Source organism: Parabacteroides sp. AF17-3, from assembly GCF_003635445.1.
Lineage (GTDB): Bacteria > Bacteroidota > Bacteroidia > Bacteroidales > Tannerellaceae > Parabacteroides > Parabacteroides goldsteinii.
Window position 1 is genome coordinate 605418 of record NZ_QTMM01000002.1, and the last position, 15632, is coordinate 621049.

Sequence of the window (15632 nt, forward strand, 5' to 3'; positions counted from 1 at the left end):
AATATAAAGAAAAGAATCTATTTCAGAACCTTGTCTATCCACGGCAACACCCATTCCTCCTTAAAATAATGATTCTTCGGGTCGACGTTTACCAAGTTGAAATAGGTATCCCTATCAATACCTTCAGGTACTTGTTCTATTTGTTTTCGGTCTTTTGGGTCAGCAAATTTCTTATAATGATAATATGTAAAGTGATCCGGTTTACCTGAAATCTCATAGGCTTTCCGGATCAAGTCAAAATCACGGTCGAGTCCTCCTTCCGTACAAATAACCGGACGAGGGGCCAGGGCGGCAACCAGATCGGGAAAGTCAAACTGAGTTAAAAAACCGGGAATTAAATGTTCAATAGAATTAGGAAAAAGACGGATACCTTTAGGATCAGGCTTTGTCATGACAAGAATCCTTTCTAGCGTACGACACAAAAAATCATTATAAACAAAAGCATAAATAGAAGGGTCCAAAGTTCCCAAAACCATCAAAGGTTCAGTTCCCAAAGAGAAACCAGAGACAATAAGCCGATCTTTATTCACAAAGTCCAGCTCTTTCATCCAACTCAGGACATTCCAATCCTGATAAGCAGTAAGTCCCAGATAACTCCATCCCATTTCCAATAAAATTCGGGATGTATTCAAATAGTCAAAATGACCGTTATCCGAGAGTTCGGCACATGAGGGATTATCCACTGCAACTGCTACCAGGCCTCTTTTTACATAATGTAAAGCCATTGCTCCCTTCTTTACTGGTTCGACAGGAAATGAGGTCAATTCATAATCCCCTTCGGTTTCACCAGCCAGCCCTTCTTTGCTACCGCCAAATCCTGGAATGCAAAGCACGGCAGGAGCTTTATGGCCGGGATCGACGCCATCCGGAATTAACACCAAATAAGGAACAACACTGCCCGGCAACGGATAAGATTCCCATTTCTCAACCCGGTAACCATCCCGCTGAACCGTTTTGATACAAACCGGAGCAGGTAAATCCGCTATCTCCGGAAAATGCATCAACTCTTTCATTGCTGTACGCAGACCGGATTGCCATTCTTTAAACTCAGCAGGTGTAAAGGATGGATCAAAGGCATAAGCCGGTTTCATTTGTTTCAGCATATACTGAACTGTTCCTCTTGTACTCTGAAAACGCCCGTCCTGACGATCGGTGGTTATTTGAGCTTGTCCTACGACCGGTATAATAAACAACAAGGCTAAGAATAGATTTATAAGTTTATTCATGATGATTATTAGTTTAGATTGTTAACTGATCTACTTTGGGAATACAAAGTACGCTTTTTTTAAGTTTGGCAGCAAAACAATATGCCAGTTTAACTTTTTTCAGAATCTTTTGCACGGAATGAAAATCCGTTATTATCAAACACAAAAAAGCTCCGATACCCCTAAAGAATACCGAAGCCTTTTTATGTCAAGAGTTTTTTAATGTACCAAATCGAAATCAGTCATCAAACCATAATCCAGCATCTGATATTCACTACCTGGAATCTGCTTGTCTATGTTTTTCCAATGCCACGGGGAAGCCAGACCCGGGGCCGGATGACGATAATGCGGACCTAACAGGTTCTTATGGCTACCGATTACCCGGACATCTACTTTATTTTTACCCTCCTTCAGGTAAGATGTTATATCCAGACGATACGGATCATAAGCGATTATTCCGGCTTTCTGATCATTCACATACACTTCAGCCAAAGTACCTTTCCAGTCATTCAACTGAACGGCATACGGGGTTGAAAGAGATTTCACCTCATATTCTTTGGAATAGCTTACTCCCCAGGAATAGAACGGTTGTTTCTGTGCCTTCCAGCTACCTAACGTAAGATTCTTAACCGGAGCACTGATGCTCCATCCTGTTTGTTCAGGAATAACAGCAAAATCACCCACTATATAAACCGGCTCTATCTCTGCAAAAATACTCATCGGACTCACACTCAGTTCTACGGTATTTATTCCTGTTGTCACCTGGCCGCCTATCGAATAGACACCAAAGGAGCGGTCCAGCCACCATTCTCCCGGTATCGGTTTCACCTGTTCGCCGTTGATTTTAACAGTAAACAATTCAGGACGTTCCGCTACCAGTTTCATGTTTGAATAATCGAACTTGTCATTTACTTTAAAGCGGTAAGTCGTTGTGAAACCTCCGGTTTTAAACGTATCCCGGTCTAAAATATTCCGTTTATACTGTACCGAAGTATTCCAGGGATTGCCATTCGTAAAACCATATTCGCGGAAAGCGATATCGGCAGCCTGCGCAAAATAGACATTCTTTGTTGTTTTCCCGTTTACACTCACATCACAGAAATCGACATTCAATGCATTATCCTTCAAACGGGTAACCTGAACCGGACTAATAGCCTGAACCGGGGTAGAGCCGGCAACAGCCGGTATTTCCGGATAAGATTTCAGCGAACCTTTCGAACTATATAACAATAAACTTCCAGCCGGTTCCAAATGGAACTTCATTGTCAATTTGCCATCCGCCTTTGTCGATGGGTACGTATAAATATTTCCACTCATGGCATCCATTTGCACTGCCGATTTCCCGTTAACGGTAACCGTACCGTCTACAGCCTCATCCATGGAAGAATTAACCAGGAACAATAATTCCCCGTCGGTAAACTGACGACGTTGATGGTATAAGTTACCTCCGCTAAATGAGAACCGGCAGTCTGCATTCGAAAATGTGTCCCGGATAACCTCGTTCGTCAACCGGGGAACAGACGTTACAGACTGACCGCCAAGCAGAGTCTTCCAAGCTGTATTTTCTGCTCCGTCAACCAACGTCGGAGAAGAAAAAGTTATCACACGGCCACCCTGTTGTACAAAATTCTGCAATAAATCAAATGTCGGTTTGTTCAATGTCTCCATCATCGGAGGTAATACAACGGTCGTATAAGCGACCTTACCTACAACGAACTTACCATCGGCAACAACCCCATGATCTTTTATGATATTCTCAGAACCAAGGTCATATTCTACCTGACCTTTTTCCAGAGTCGTTATAAAGTCTTGGAAAGCCTGGCCTACTTCCATCAGTTTCGGGCTACTCTTGGTATGTGAATAATAACTCCATAAAGTTGCATTCGGCTCTATGACCAATATATCATTCTGCTGGACACCTTTACTCATCAACAATGACAGGCGGGCAAAATAATCATTCTGCGATTTATAATCGGCCCACCAGGGTGAATGATAAGTAAATACCGGCGGATAGTCGTATTTACGGGCACCGGTCAGTGTCATATGTGCCAGATGCTGGTTCATAAAGTTCACACCCAGGACATATTCCCAATCACCAAGCCGTTTGAAATCCTTGAAAGTTTCATCCCAGCCTCCGCCACCATATGTTTCACTCAATGTACGGGAATATCCCATCTGGTTAGCCACACTACGCAACTCTTTTACCGAACGGACATTACCAAACTGTGCGACAGGACTTTTCTCATCAAACTGATTGAACAGCATATCAATCGCCGGCGTCTGATGCCAGGCATACATAGCCATATTATCCGGTCCGTCATTCATGTAAGGCCAACCATGTTCCCAATAATGGCCGGTCCATTCCAGATTATTTTCCTCACAATACTGGTGGAAAGGCTTTGACCAACGGTCGATAAACAACTGCAACAAAGTCTCCATATAGTTATGGCGTACCTTCTTCCAATCTCCTGTTTCTTCCTCCAGCAACGGTAATAACGGTTTCAGGTCATATCCCCACTTCTGCTGAAAGACTTCAAATAAATCCGGTGTCCATCGTAATCCGCCCGGACTGCTGATGTTCGGTTCATCAGAAAAGATACCTTTGATGGATGAGCCGAAATCTTCTTTGAACTTTTTCTCATATCCATTCTTCATCGTTACTTCCAGGAACTTTTCCGTTACTCCCGGAACCAACAGGTCTACATACGAATAACCTCCGTACCAGTCAGACTTACCCATATAAGTTTTCTTATACAGGTAATATTCGCCTTTAGTTCCTTTATAGTCAGCTATTTGGTCTGTAATATCTTTCCAGGTATCGTTTTCCTTTTTTAAACACATGTAATAAGGGGCTGTATCCTTCGGCAGTAATTCGGCCTTTGTCAAAGCCAATCCCTGGCCCTGATTATAAGACTCAGGCATTTCCTGCGGCACATGCCCACCTGCAAATCCGCTTGGATAGGAGTTCTCATCATAAATCCAGACATTCATACCTATCTCTTTTCCGAACTCTACCGCATGTTTATAAAGAGAGAACCATTCATCTCCCAGATATTCTGTAATCATACCCGGACGGGGATGAATGAAAAGACCTCCGAAACCAGCCTCTTTCAGCTCGCGCATCGTACGCTCTACTTCGGCCTCGGTCACTTTACTATTCCAGACTGCCAGCGGGGCACTTCTAAAATCGGCAGACGGATCCTTAAAATCCTTTTCTATAGTGGCAAAAGAATCCTGGGTTTGCACGCTGGTATCCTGACAACTAACCAGGCCGAATGATAGGGCACTTCCTGCAATAACACCGGATAAGTATTTTACAATGTTTTGTGCTTTCATATACTTAAAGATTTATTAGTTTGTACAAAAGAATAGATTAAGCCTTTCTTTTAAATTATAAAATTGACAATTTAGTTGATAAAAATGATATTTCACTACTGCCTGTCATTCCCTACAGAACACATGTAATCCGATAATCCCCTGATTGCATTTCCAACTGATCCAATTTGTCCGACTTTACATCATTAATCGAAACACTTTTGGCTTTAACGGGTAACAAAACCGTAGCTTTACAGCCAACAGGAATACTCAGATCCAGGGTAAAAGATACGTCCGTCTTTTCCCATTTTACATCTAACATTCCGAAAGGAGTTTCTTTCGCTGCGTTTACCCATGAAATGCCTTTTACCAGTTGAGGCTGAATAAATACATGCTTGTATCCCGGATTCGCTTCGTCTGGGTTGATACCTCCCAAAGCCTGGTAAAACCAGGAGCCGATACCGTTATAACAGTTGTGGATATGACTACGCTCTCCGTTCCAGTGCTCCCAGGTCGTAGTCGCTCCATTATCCAGCATATACAAATAGCCCGGATACTCTCTCTTCTTCAACATTCCATAGATAAAATCGGCCTGTTTATTCTTCACAGCCCATTCGGTTATTACAGGAATCCCCACCAGTCCTGTTGCCAGATGTCCGTTAAAACGGTCTTTCGTGACACGATACAAGGTATTTCTGACATCAGACTGTTCATCTTCCGGTGTTGCACCGACCAGCATCGGATAGATTAAATCGATCTGCGTACCTGTAGCATAACTCTTCTGCCCTGGATCATAAAATGTTTTATGGATAAGCGCATTCAGATCTTTATATTTAGCCGCATACGCCTGTTTATCCTGTTCCTTTCCCAATACATTCGCTATCTTACACATCGTTTGATAGCAAACCGATATATAGCAATTATCTACGACATCTACCGATAAAGGATTTGTCTGGTCGATCCCGGTCGGAGTAGCCCAATCACCCAGATACCAATTCCGGTAATCGGTGTTCGGCCATGTTTTCAGCAGACCGTTCACGGTATATTTATCCACATACTCCAGCCATTTTTGCATATAAGGATAATAACGTTCTATCAAACGACTGTCTCCATAATTTACATAAGTAGCCCAGGAAGCTGTAATGATAAATCCGCACCAGTACGGACCTCCTCCTGCCATATAAGGATTAGGGGCCGTATGAGGCATACCTCCGTCTTCTCTCATGCAATCCGCCCATGCCTGCATCCAGTTCATGTATAAAGGAGTCACATTATACATTATCTGAACGGTCTGCGTCGAGGCATTCCCGTCGCCACCATACCCCAATCGTTCGATCTGGGGGCAGTCCACCATATAACCACCTAAAGTCAAACAACGAAGTGTGTAGTGAATCATATCGTGAATTGCATTTAAGTCCTCATCCGAACAACTAAAAGAAGCACTTCCTTTATAATCTGTATGGATCAAGCAAGCTGTTATATCGGTTAGGGCCGGAGCCTCATTCAGATTCGTCAGTTTCAGATACCGATAGGCCTGGTAATTGAACTTATTAACGAAGCTCTCCCCTGCTTTACTGGAAGCGATATAATAATCTTCATAAAGTCTGTCTCTGAACTGCCCCTCTTCGTTCAAAAAATCACAATAGCTAATCCGTATCTTCTGACCGGAAGCCAATGCCGGAAACTTAATTTTCGTCCACCCCGTAAAGTTCGTTCCCATATCGAAGATCCAGGCTGTGTCACCGGATGCCTGGCACGATACCGGATGGAACTCTTTCTGAATCCGGTTCAACTCAGCCATTTGCGGTGTAGCCTTATGGACCGGTATCAAAGCTACTTTCACTTTTCCCCATTCAACGCTGTTCAATGTAGAAGCCGTTAAATCCGGAAGCAGTTCGGAAGCCGTTACAACCTCACCGCCAAACTGATGCGGTCTCCAGTTTCCCGTTGACACATAACCACTTTTACAAGCCAGCCAGGAATCGTCCGTAACCAGAACCGTAGTCCAATCTCCTTCGTCTCTGCTTTCCAGTTGGGCGCGGACAAACGGACCACCTTCCACTACACCCGGAAGTCCGTCGCGGTACCAGCCTTTACCTAACCAGAGAACAATCTCATTACTACCTTTCCGGACAAGTCCGGAAATATCATAAGTAACGATCAGGGAACGTTTATCGAACTGGGAGACAGCTGGCGTCAATACAGCATCGCCGACATGTTTCCCATTGACATATACCTCATGGTAACCCAACGAATTCACATGGAGCAACATCTTTTCTCCAGGCGTATTACATTGGAATGTTTTCCGGAATAGCGGCGATTCCATTTGACCTTCAGCCTGGTTCATGCCGATATACCGGGCAGTCCAATCTTCCGGATGCAGTAATCCCACTCCAAAACAAGCAGGTTCACTCCATGCGGACACATTCCCTTTTCCGTCCCAGACACGCACTTTCCAATAAGAAAAGCTCCTGGAACTTAGAGGACTACCCTGGTATAAAACCCCATTGGATTTGTCTGACTCCATCTTTCCCGAATTCCACAGGTCTGCTTTTCCTTCCGACAAATACTTTTTATCCGAAGCGACCAGTATCTGATAAGCTGTTTGTTCGGCACCTTGTTCCTTTGAATTTAACACCCAACTGAAGTGAGGAGAAGTATTGTCGATTCCCAACGGCTCATTTAGGTTTTCACACTGCAAACCATCGACCTCCAACGACGAACGGGTACTGCACGAAACGACTAACAGCGAGATAAATGCAAATAATACTTTTAAAGAAATTCCTTTCATATCCGTAATTATTTATTTACCTCAAATTTATAAGTACCTGCAATCAACTCTTTAGGAGTATTTTCCCCTTCCAGATGCAATGTAGCCGTTGCACCGGGAGGCACAGTTACTTTATAAATAATTTTATCACCCACTCTTTCCCAAGCTGATTTTATCAACCCGTAAGGAGAATTATAAGAAGCTTTTACATAGGTCAGTTCTTCTACAAAATGAGGCTTCAGGATCACATTCTTAAAACCAGGGTTCTGCGGATCGACATTAATCCCCGCCAAGGCCTTATAGAACCATGCACCGATCTCACCATACATTATGTGATTCTGCGAATATCCCCAGGCAAGGCCATTATAATCCCAGTTCTCGTAAAGAGTTGTCGCTCCCTGGCGTAACCAGTTTCCCCATGAAGGATAATCCTGCTGGGTCACCATACGGTAAGCCTGTTCTACATTTCCCGTCTCCGTCAATGCATTAAGGATCGTTTTACATCCCATAATACCCACATCCAAATGATCTTTGTCCGCTTTTACCCGTTTGGTTAACTGTTCTGCAACCTTTTCTTTACAGTCTTCCGGGACTATACCCCAATATAAAGGCATACTAAGCTCCGTCTGATAGCCGTTGGCATAAATACCGGTTTCCCTATTCAGGAACTTCTCATTGATCGCATTCTTTATTTTTTCAGCCGCTGCCTTATAATACTCATAATCTTTCTCAAAACCGAACAGTTTGGCAGTACGGGAAACGATATCCGCATTTTTGTAATGATAAATAGAAGCTGTCAGTTCCTTATCTGCAATCGACTTATGAGGGACCCAGTCACCCAGACAGTAATCTCCGATCAACCCTTCCGGATACTTATTCAGCCAATAATCCGTATGCATCTTCATTGCTTCATAATTATCTTTCAAGCAAGTCGGATCACCGTAAAACTCATACAGGGTCCAGGGAATAATGGTCATCGAGCAAGTCCAGTCAGCGATATCGCCTCCCCAACCTCCGGAAGGAATGATACAACGCAGCCTGCCTCCGTCATACATATTATCCCGATGGTCTGCCATCCATTTTTCATATAGGGTAATTGCATCAAAACTATACAAGCCCGTTTCAATAGCCAGATGGGCGTCACCCGTCCAGCCATTTTTCTCACGATGAGGACAATCGGTCGGATATCCGACCAGATTCGATAAATAAGAATAATTCGTAGCCCTCAGCAATCTGTTGATCAACGTATCTGAACATTCGAAAGATCCGTTTGCCGGTGAATCCGTATGAATAAAATGAGATGTTATATTTTCTGTCGTCAGATGCAGAGGCTTATCCGAGGAGACTTCCACATATTGGAATCCCTTATAATTAAAACGGGGTGTAAATTCGTTTTCCTTACCGTCCAATATCAACACATCCGTCTGGAACAATTCATCTTCAGGGTGAACCCCATATTTCAACGGCTCGTTTACATTTTGATAAAACTGGGTATTATTATCATCAAACAATCGTTTCCTGCGGGAATCCAGTTGTTCTCCATGACGTATTTTCACTTTTGTTCCGGGCGCACCCTTCGCCTTAAACGTCGTCACACCTGACCAGTTTTGCCCAAAGTCGTACAAATAAAGCGTATCATTCAACTTTTTCAGATCAACAGGCTTGCAATATTCCGTAGCACGAATCGGATGCATGGTCTGCGATGTTATATTTGCACCCGGCCAAACAACTTCCGTTGCGTTTTTCCAGGAAGAATCATCATAAGAAACCGTATTCCAACCCGGCAGTTCTTTCCTGAAATCATAATTTTCAGCCACATAAATAGCATTGAATGTAATGGGACCGCCTTTCACCTTGAAGCTTTCATCGGATGCCAGAATCTCTTTTGTCCCATCCGTATATGTTATATGCAAATTCAGACAGAAAGAAGGACGCTTACGCCATGGAGCTTTATCAAAGGACCATTCAGCAACCGGCTGATGGTTATACCAGCCATTCCCGAGAATTACACCCACTGCATTATCTCCTTTACTCAAAAGATCAGTGACATCATACGTAACATACAATAACCGCTTGTCATAATCGGTAAAAGCGGGGTCTAAAAAGTGGTCACCGACCTTATGCCCGTTAATGGATAATTCATATAATCCGGCTGCCACTATGTACGCTCTTGCCGATTGGACGTTCTTGTCTAATCTAATAGCTTTCCGGAAATAGGGAGTCTCACGGGACTCTATATCCTGTCCATCTGAAATAAATCTTCCCTTCCAGTTTGAAGGCGTCAACATACCTGTTTCAAAAGAAGAAATTACTTTCCGGGATTCCTGCTTGTCTTTGTCCCAAACAGTAACACTCCAATAATATTTCGTAAAAGGCTCCAAGGCTTTCCCTTTATAACCAGCCATCGTTTTTCCGTCTGCCTTTTTCTCCTGCCACAAGATCTTCTTTCCTTTGGACAAAGCGACAGAATCTTTTCCTACAGTGATCCTGTAGGCGGTTTGAACGGCTCCGCCCCTGCTATCTTCCAGATGCCACGAAAAACGCGGAGCCTGGCGGTCGATACCTAACGGAGCAACCAAATGCTCGCATTTCAAATCTGTAGGCACACACTCTCCGGCTTTCTCCTGCGCCTTTAGTCCACAGATGTTTACAGAACATAAAAACACCATAACCATCCCCCTAATAATCTTATCCTTTTTCATCTCCTAATGAATTTAGTTAACAAACTATTCTCTATCATGCAAAGATACGTATCAAGTATATTTCAAATGAAGTTCGTATTTTTCCTGACCTTCCATCTTATATACTTTGATTCCATTTTTCTCAGTCCGTAAGAACGGTAATTTGATTTCTTCCCGTGCATCCAACCATAATTCGACAGACACTGTATCCGGGATCCTCAACCGAAGGGTCCGTTTTCCTTTCTTTCCCTGCGAATAAAAATGTACCGCTCCTTTTGCTGTGTATACATCAAAATCTACTTTCTCCAGGCTACCTGGTTGCGGCTCTATTTTTATTTTATCTGATCCTCCCTCTATCGGGTAGATACCGGCTATCCCCTGGCTGAGCGCAATCAAAGGATGCATGGCACAATGACTCCACTGAGAGCCTTCATCCGGATAAGCAGTCCAAAACTCCTGCAATGTGTTATTTTCCCAAACAGAGCTCATTCGTCCCCATTTCGTTCTCAAGTCAGATAGAACGGATTCAATCTTCCTGTATTTAACCAATGCCCACAGACGCCACACGGCATTACACGGATATGATATACCTAACTCAGCAGGAGTCTGTTCCAATATTTCCAATGACTTATCTATAGAATTACCCGGACACAGATCATAGATCAATGCCGTAGCCAAAGAACGGTCACAATAACGTATCTCTCCTTCTTCCTTTATCCAGGGCAGATTATTCACATAAACTTTCCGTTCCTCATCCCAAAACTTACGGATACATCCCTGAAGTATCCTACTACCATAAGCGTCAACTCTATCAGCTTCATCCTTATCTCCAAACAAACGGCACAAAGGAGCCAAAGCATTCCTGCACATTGCTGTAATATAAAGATTTAACGCCAATTGTTTATGGCTGTTCTTTTTATATGCCTCATGATCGATGTAAACCGAACACATTCCTAAGTTTTCTGCCGGCACCAATTGCTCTTCTTCATTTGTCAGCGAACAGAGAAAAACAAAAAACTTAAGAAGTCTCGGATAGACTTCTTCCAATCCCTTTAAATCACCGGTATACATGTAATAATGATAAGCATCGAAACAAAATCCGATACTATGATCCAGAATAGGGCCCCAACCGGTCAATTGCATCTGCCGTTCCATCGTACGTGCCAACCGGTCCCAGGCAGGCCAACTATCCATAAAGTATCCGTCTATGGAAGATCCCTGGCTGAATGTATTTATATACCGGAAAGGAAGCAAACAATCTCCCATTGTCTGAAAAACAGCATGTAACTGATGGCTACCATCTCCGCTGTATTGTTGCCTTTCCCGCGCCATTCCATCAACCAATGTTTCCTGAGCACAGTTGTATAATGTATTTACTGCAGCATTCACAACCTTTTGAATAGTATCGTCTGCTATGAATATAGCAGGTTCTTTTTGCCAGGGATATATTCTACGGCGCATACCGACCGAAGATATCCTGACCGGACGATTAAAGTTACGAATATGTAACTGAAGCCATCTGAAACTCTCGAAATCAAATGTTTCAAATGTATTAACCCCTTCTTTACAAACAAACCGGGTCCAGGAGTTAAAATGAGAATTTATAATAGCGGGACCTCCGAGCCGATGTGCTTCATGTACCAACAATTCCACAACAGTTCCTTCCGGAGCGTCAATAGTAAAATAAGGCCACCCGACACCTTGTTCACTAAAAGAAAAGGTCAGTGCTGCTGCATTGTCTCCATTCGGCTCCACCAGCCACTCGTCTTCAGACTGCCCGACAACCGGTTGGTATATAACATCGAAAGCATCGCTGACCAACATATCAAAATAATCTTCTGCCGGTCTTTTCCAGTGAATCCACATAGATTCTTCCAATTTAGGTTGGGTCACCGAATATTCCCGCATCAAAGGAATACTCCTCCGACGTATCTCCGACACGTTCCTATCCCCGAATATCTCCCAGGCATATTCCGGGACCCCATTACAGACGGACGGATAACGCCCGTCATCACTCGCAACCAACGCTTTTACCCAATCTGCATTCTGTATAAAGTCAGGCGTATCCCATCCATACGGATAAAGCCGGGCATCAAAAGTTTCCTGTAAAGAACGCAAAAACCATCGTTTATATTTTCCGGGTTGCCAACTACGAGATAAATAGCTGAACCACGAGTCGTCCGTCAATATTTTTTGTTCATCGATATCCAGATTCATAATAAATCCGGGCTTTCCCATCGGAGAAGTTCCATCACCGGTTCCAAAATAACATACTTCGACGGCTATTGTATTTTTTCCTTCGACCAAATATCCAGCCAGATCCAGCGGATCGGCTTCCTGCCAGCGGGGATCAGACGGAGCAGGTCCCCATTGCACTCTTTTCCCGTTCACAAACAAACGATATCTGCTGTCCGCCAGTATCCATCCATCCGCTTTCAACGGTTTTTCTTTCAGTATGACATCTTTCCGGAATAAAATAAAAGTGTTTTGCAGTGTCCGGCCGGCCGGATACCAGATCCATTTCGCAGGAGACAGATCCAATGCTCCATTCCGGTCTTCCTTCGCAAAGGAAGACATACTCACGAAAAATAAAAGTGTTATAAATAATACCTTATGAATTGTCATACTACAAAATCATTTTATCAGGATGAAACAAATATCTACAACTTATCTAACTTTTATAAAAGGACTATAAACACATGAAAATCTACTCACACTATAATCCGCGCAATATATTAACCGGACCAAGTAAACCAGCGTCAGTCAGCGGGGTACTTCCCCTCAACATATCGAAACGGAAAACATCATGTGTTTTTGTAAAACGCTTCTCTACCGGCAATTTCCAGTCTCCAATCACCCGGTTCGCCCATAGATTGACAATATCAATCTCCAAAACATTTCCTGTATCCTTTATACAATCCGTAATATCGACACGCCAAGGAGAGCACCACAAAACACCCAGTTCCTTACCATTTAAACGAACAGCCGCCACATGCTTGACATCACCCAAATCGAGAACAAGCCTTTCACCTGCGTGAGAAAACTTTTTCTGCACATTCCCCATGTCAAATACCTTCCGATAAGTAGCTTTACCCGAATAATACTTAATCCCTTCCTCCTGACTATCGATCCAGTTAGAAAGCTTATCAAAACGTACTTCACCGGGACCACCCCAGTCTTTGTCAAATAAAACATGCCATGAGTCGCTTAACTCTTTGATCTTCTCATATTTCAAGAAATTAGGAACTCCTTTGCCGGAACTATTATTAGAAATAGATTTGCGGAAAACAATAAAACAAGAGCTATACGGCGCTAACTCCAACGACAAATCGGTAAGTCCACCTTTCTGTTCAAAAGAACCTGCATCTCTCATCTTACCCGTTACCGGATCCCATATCTCCGGTTGTTTCCCAGCAACTCTAAAAGAAAAATCTCCAACTTCGGTACTTCCTGTACGATTAATCACAAAATAAATTTCGGACTGTCCATCCACCCGATGGATATAATCAAACTTTTCAGGTTCATGCTCCTGACCTGTATAAGAAAAATCAGGTTGTATGCCATCTGCAAGTAAAACTTCACGGGCTGTCTTCCCCCAGATGATACGTCCTTTACCAAACTTCCGTTCCATACGAGTTTTCCCATCCAGGTCACCCCAAATTTCTGTGGCGATCTCCTGCACCTCTCTGTCACAATCCGGATATCCGTTCAGTTCCGCCGACCTTTTAGGAGGTGCCCCGACTACAGTAGCCCCATCACTGATCAATTGCCGAAGTTTCTTGATTACCGCCAAAGACATGGCATCCGAAGGACCGGATAAAACTTTCAACTGTTGATAATGCCCTACAGCTTCACATATCTCTTCTACAGGAGAAACACAATTCTGGAGATATAAAAGATGATAACTCATACCATCAGGTAATACAATCCTTCCATCTTTCACAGACATACGTGTCAATAATACTTCTGCATTCGTATAATCACAATCATATCCTGCACCGAGAGTCGGCACAACATATTTAGGCGGAACCAGTACTGGCGGTCGTTCACCTAAAAAGAAACAGACATCGCCCACAAACTTACCCTGCTGCAATAAAGACTGGCAACGAGACAAATAAGAAAAAAAGGCAGAAGACTGCTCCCACCAAGTTATGTTAGGAGTAAAATGCTGACCGGCACAAAATTCAAACCCGGGCTTCCCATCTTCCGGAGGCTGACAAGTTGCCTGATGTAACATAAAACGGTTTATACCTTCACAAAAAGCATCATTCGCATAGGGTTTTAAATCATAGGGGCCCAATGACCAGTGTGTACGGTCCTGTTCCATCTGTGTGAAAGCTTCCGCCTGCGCTTCACGCCGACCATATATATGTGCAGCCGAAGCTGTTTGTTTCAAATTAAGTCTGGCACTTTTACGCGAATTCATTCCGTCTTCAGGTAATTTGTAATGTACCCAGAATTCGCCTGCCGGAATATCACAACGCCCCAAGTTTTTTAGTGCATCCTGGGGAGGTGTATCATTCGGTCCTCCAGCCTCATTACCTACATCCATACCATTTTCATGACATAATTCATAGAAATGTCCATAAAAATTCTCTGCGACACAATCTTGTATCGTTCTGTCAAAATCATCCCGGAAACGAGCCGAAAATACAGAATCATTCACTGTATATCCTGCCAATATAGCCATATATGGCTTTAAATCATATCCTCGGAAACGCCGGAATTGTTCCGGGAAGTCCTGAGTCCATGTAAGTTTTCCGCATTCCCAGCTATCTGACCACAAATAAGCCAATTTACCGCCGGCCTGCCGGGTCTCTTCGATCACCAATTTACCTAGATGGTCAAAATGATCATCCAAAGCAACCGTACTCAAATAATCTATTTCGTATCCGTCTCCTCCTTCAAATGTATCGCCTTTAGGATATGCATGCCATTTACTCCAGGGATGTCCTGTCAATGTATATCCCGTTCGTAAAATGAGCCAGTCGCCTGCCGGAATATCCCAATGCAATCTCCCGTCAGAACTTATACAGTCCGTGATATCTATAGCTGTTTCCGGATGCACTGTTTTAGTTTGGCGTTCTATTTTAAAAGCCTGAACCCATACATCATGGTAATAATTATCGACAGTTTCAGGTTGAGGAAATTCTTTAGAAAACGTTACAGGTCCGGTAACGATCTGTTCACTCTGAACTACTTTCTTCATCGCTTTATCCGGCGTAACCCAAGGTCCCATCATGGTCCAGCCTCCCGCCAGGTTAAATCCTATTTCAATATTCAATCGTTTAGCTTCCCGGATTGCATGCCGGTAAAGGGCACGCCATTCAGGCCCCAGCCATTCAACACCTAATAATGCCTCTTTTCCGGCATATCCACCTGTACATATCAGATTAACGCCACTGATCCCTTTTGCTTTAAACTCTTCCAGGTCACGGGTAATAGAACCTTTATTTACACGATTATAGAGCCACCACCAATAGACCCTTGGCTTTGCACGATCCGGTGGTGAGACAAACAAGTCACTAAGATCGCCTGCTCGCTGACCTACAACCGAATTGCAGCAGAGAAATATGACCAGTAAAAAGAAGATAGACTTTAATCCAGTATGTTTCATATGTAAATAAATTGCGCTCCCTATCTCAAGAGAGCCGTTTAAAC

Annotated in this window: 6 protein-coding genes; all 6 read right to left on the reverse strand. The window is 43.4% G+C overall.

Translation table 11 applies throughout. The annotated features are described in order from the left end of the window. Nucleotides 1-17: 17 nt before the first annotated feature. The 6 genes from DWW91_RS04505 to DWW91_RS04530 all read right to left on the reverse strand — a co-directional run bounded on the left by DWW91_RS04505 (nucleotide 18) and on the right by DWW91_RS04530 (nucleotide 15588). On the reverse strand, nucleotides 18-1226 hold the full coding sequence (locus tag DWW91_RS04505) for an alpha/beta hydrolase family protein (RefSeq protein WP_122327065.1): 1209 nt from the start codon (nucleotides 1224-1226) through the stop codon (nucleotides 18-20). Nucleotides 1227-1424: 198 nt separating this feature from the next. After that, nucleotides 1425-4541: a glycosyl hydrolase gene (locus DWW91_RS04510; RefSeq protein WP_122327066.1), complete on the reverse strand. Its 3117-nt coding sequence runs from the start codon at nucleotides 4539-4541 to the stop codon at nucleotides 1425-1427. A gap of 112 nt (nucleotides 4542-4653) precedes the next feature. After that, nucleotides 4654-7311 carry an alpha-L-rhamnosidase gene (locus DWW91_RS04515; RefSeq protein ID WP_122327067.1) on the reverse strand — a complete coding sequence of 886 codons (2658 nt, stop codon included), beginning with the start codon at nucleotides 7309-7311 and terminating at the stop codon, nucleotides 4654-4656. Between the two features lie 8 nt (nucleotides 7312-7319). Beyond that, nucleotides 7320-9992 carry a glycoside hydrolase family 78 protein gene (locus tag DWW91_RS04520; RefSeq protein ID WP_122327068.1) on the reverse strand — a complete coding sequence of 891 codons (2673 nt, stop codon included), beginning with the start codon at nucleotides 9990-9992 and terminating at the stop codon, nucleotides 7320-7322. Nucleotides 9993-10043: 51 nt separating this feature from the next. Beyond that, a complete protein-coding gene (locus tag DWW91_RS04525) occupies nucleotides 10044-12596 on the reverse strand; it encodes a family 78 glycoside hydrolase catalytic domain (RefSeq protein WP_122327069.1) in 2553 nt (850 codons plus the stop codon). A 91-nt stretch (nucleotides 12597-12687) separates the two neighbouring features. Then, nucleotides 12688-15588 (reverse strand): glycosyl hydrolase, encoded by a 2901-nt coding sequence (locus DWW91_RS04530; protein WP_122327070.1) that lies wholly within the window; start codon nucleotides 15586-15588, stop codon nucleotides 12688-12690. Nucleotides 15589-15632 lie beyond the last annotated feature (44 nt).

Excerpts from the sequence above, each read along its gene's own strand:
- DWW91_RS04525 (WP_122327069.1), bottom strand. The coding sequence starts at position 12,596 with ATGACAATTCATAAGGTATTATTTATAACACTTTTATTTTTCGTGAGT.
- DWW91_RS04515 (WP_122327067.1), bottom strand. The coding sequence starts at position 7,311 with ATGAAAGGAATTTCTTTAAAAGTATTATTTGCATTTATCTCGCTGTTA.
- DWW91_RS04520 (WP_122327068.1), bottom strand. The coding sequence starts at position 9,992 with ATGAAAAAGGATAAGATTATTAGGGGGATGGTTATGGTGTTTTTATGT.
- DWW91_RS04530 (WP_122327070.1), bottom strand. The coding sequence starts at position 15,588 with ATGAAACATACTGGATTAAAGTCTATCTTCTTTTTACTGGTCATATTT.
- DWW91_RS04505 (WP_122327065.1), bottom strand. The coding sequence starts at position 1,226 with ATGAATAAACTTATAAATCTATTCTTAGCCTTGTTGTTTATTATACCG.
- DWW91_RS04510 (WP_122327066.1), bottom strand. The coding sequence starts at position 4,541 with ATGAAAGCACAAAACATTGTAAAATACTTATCCGGTGTTATTGCAGGA.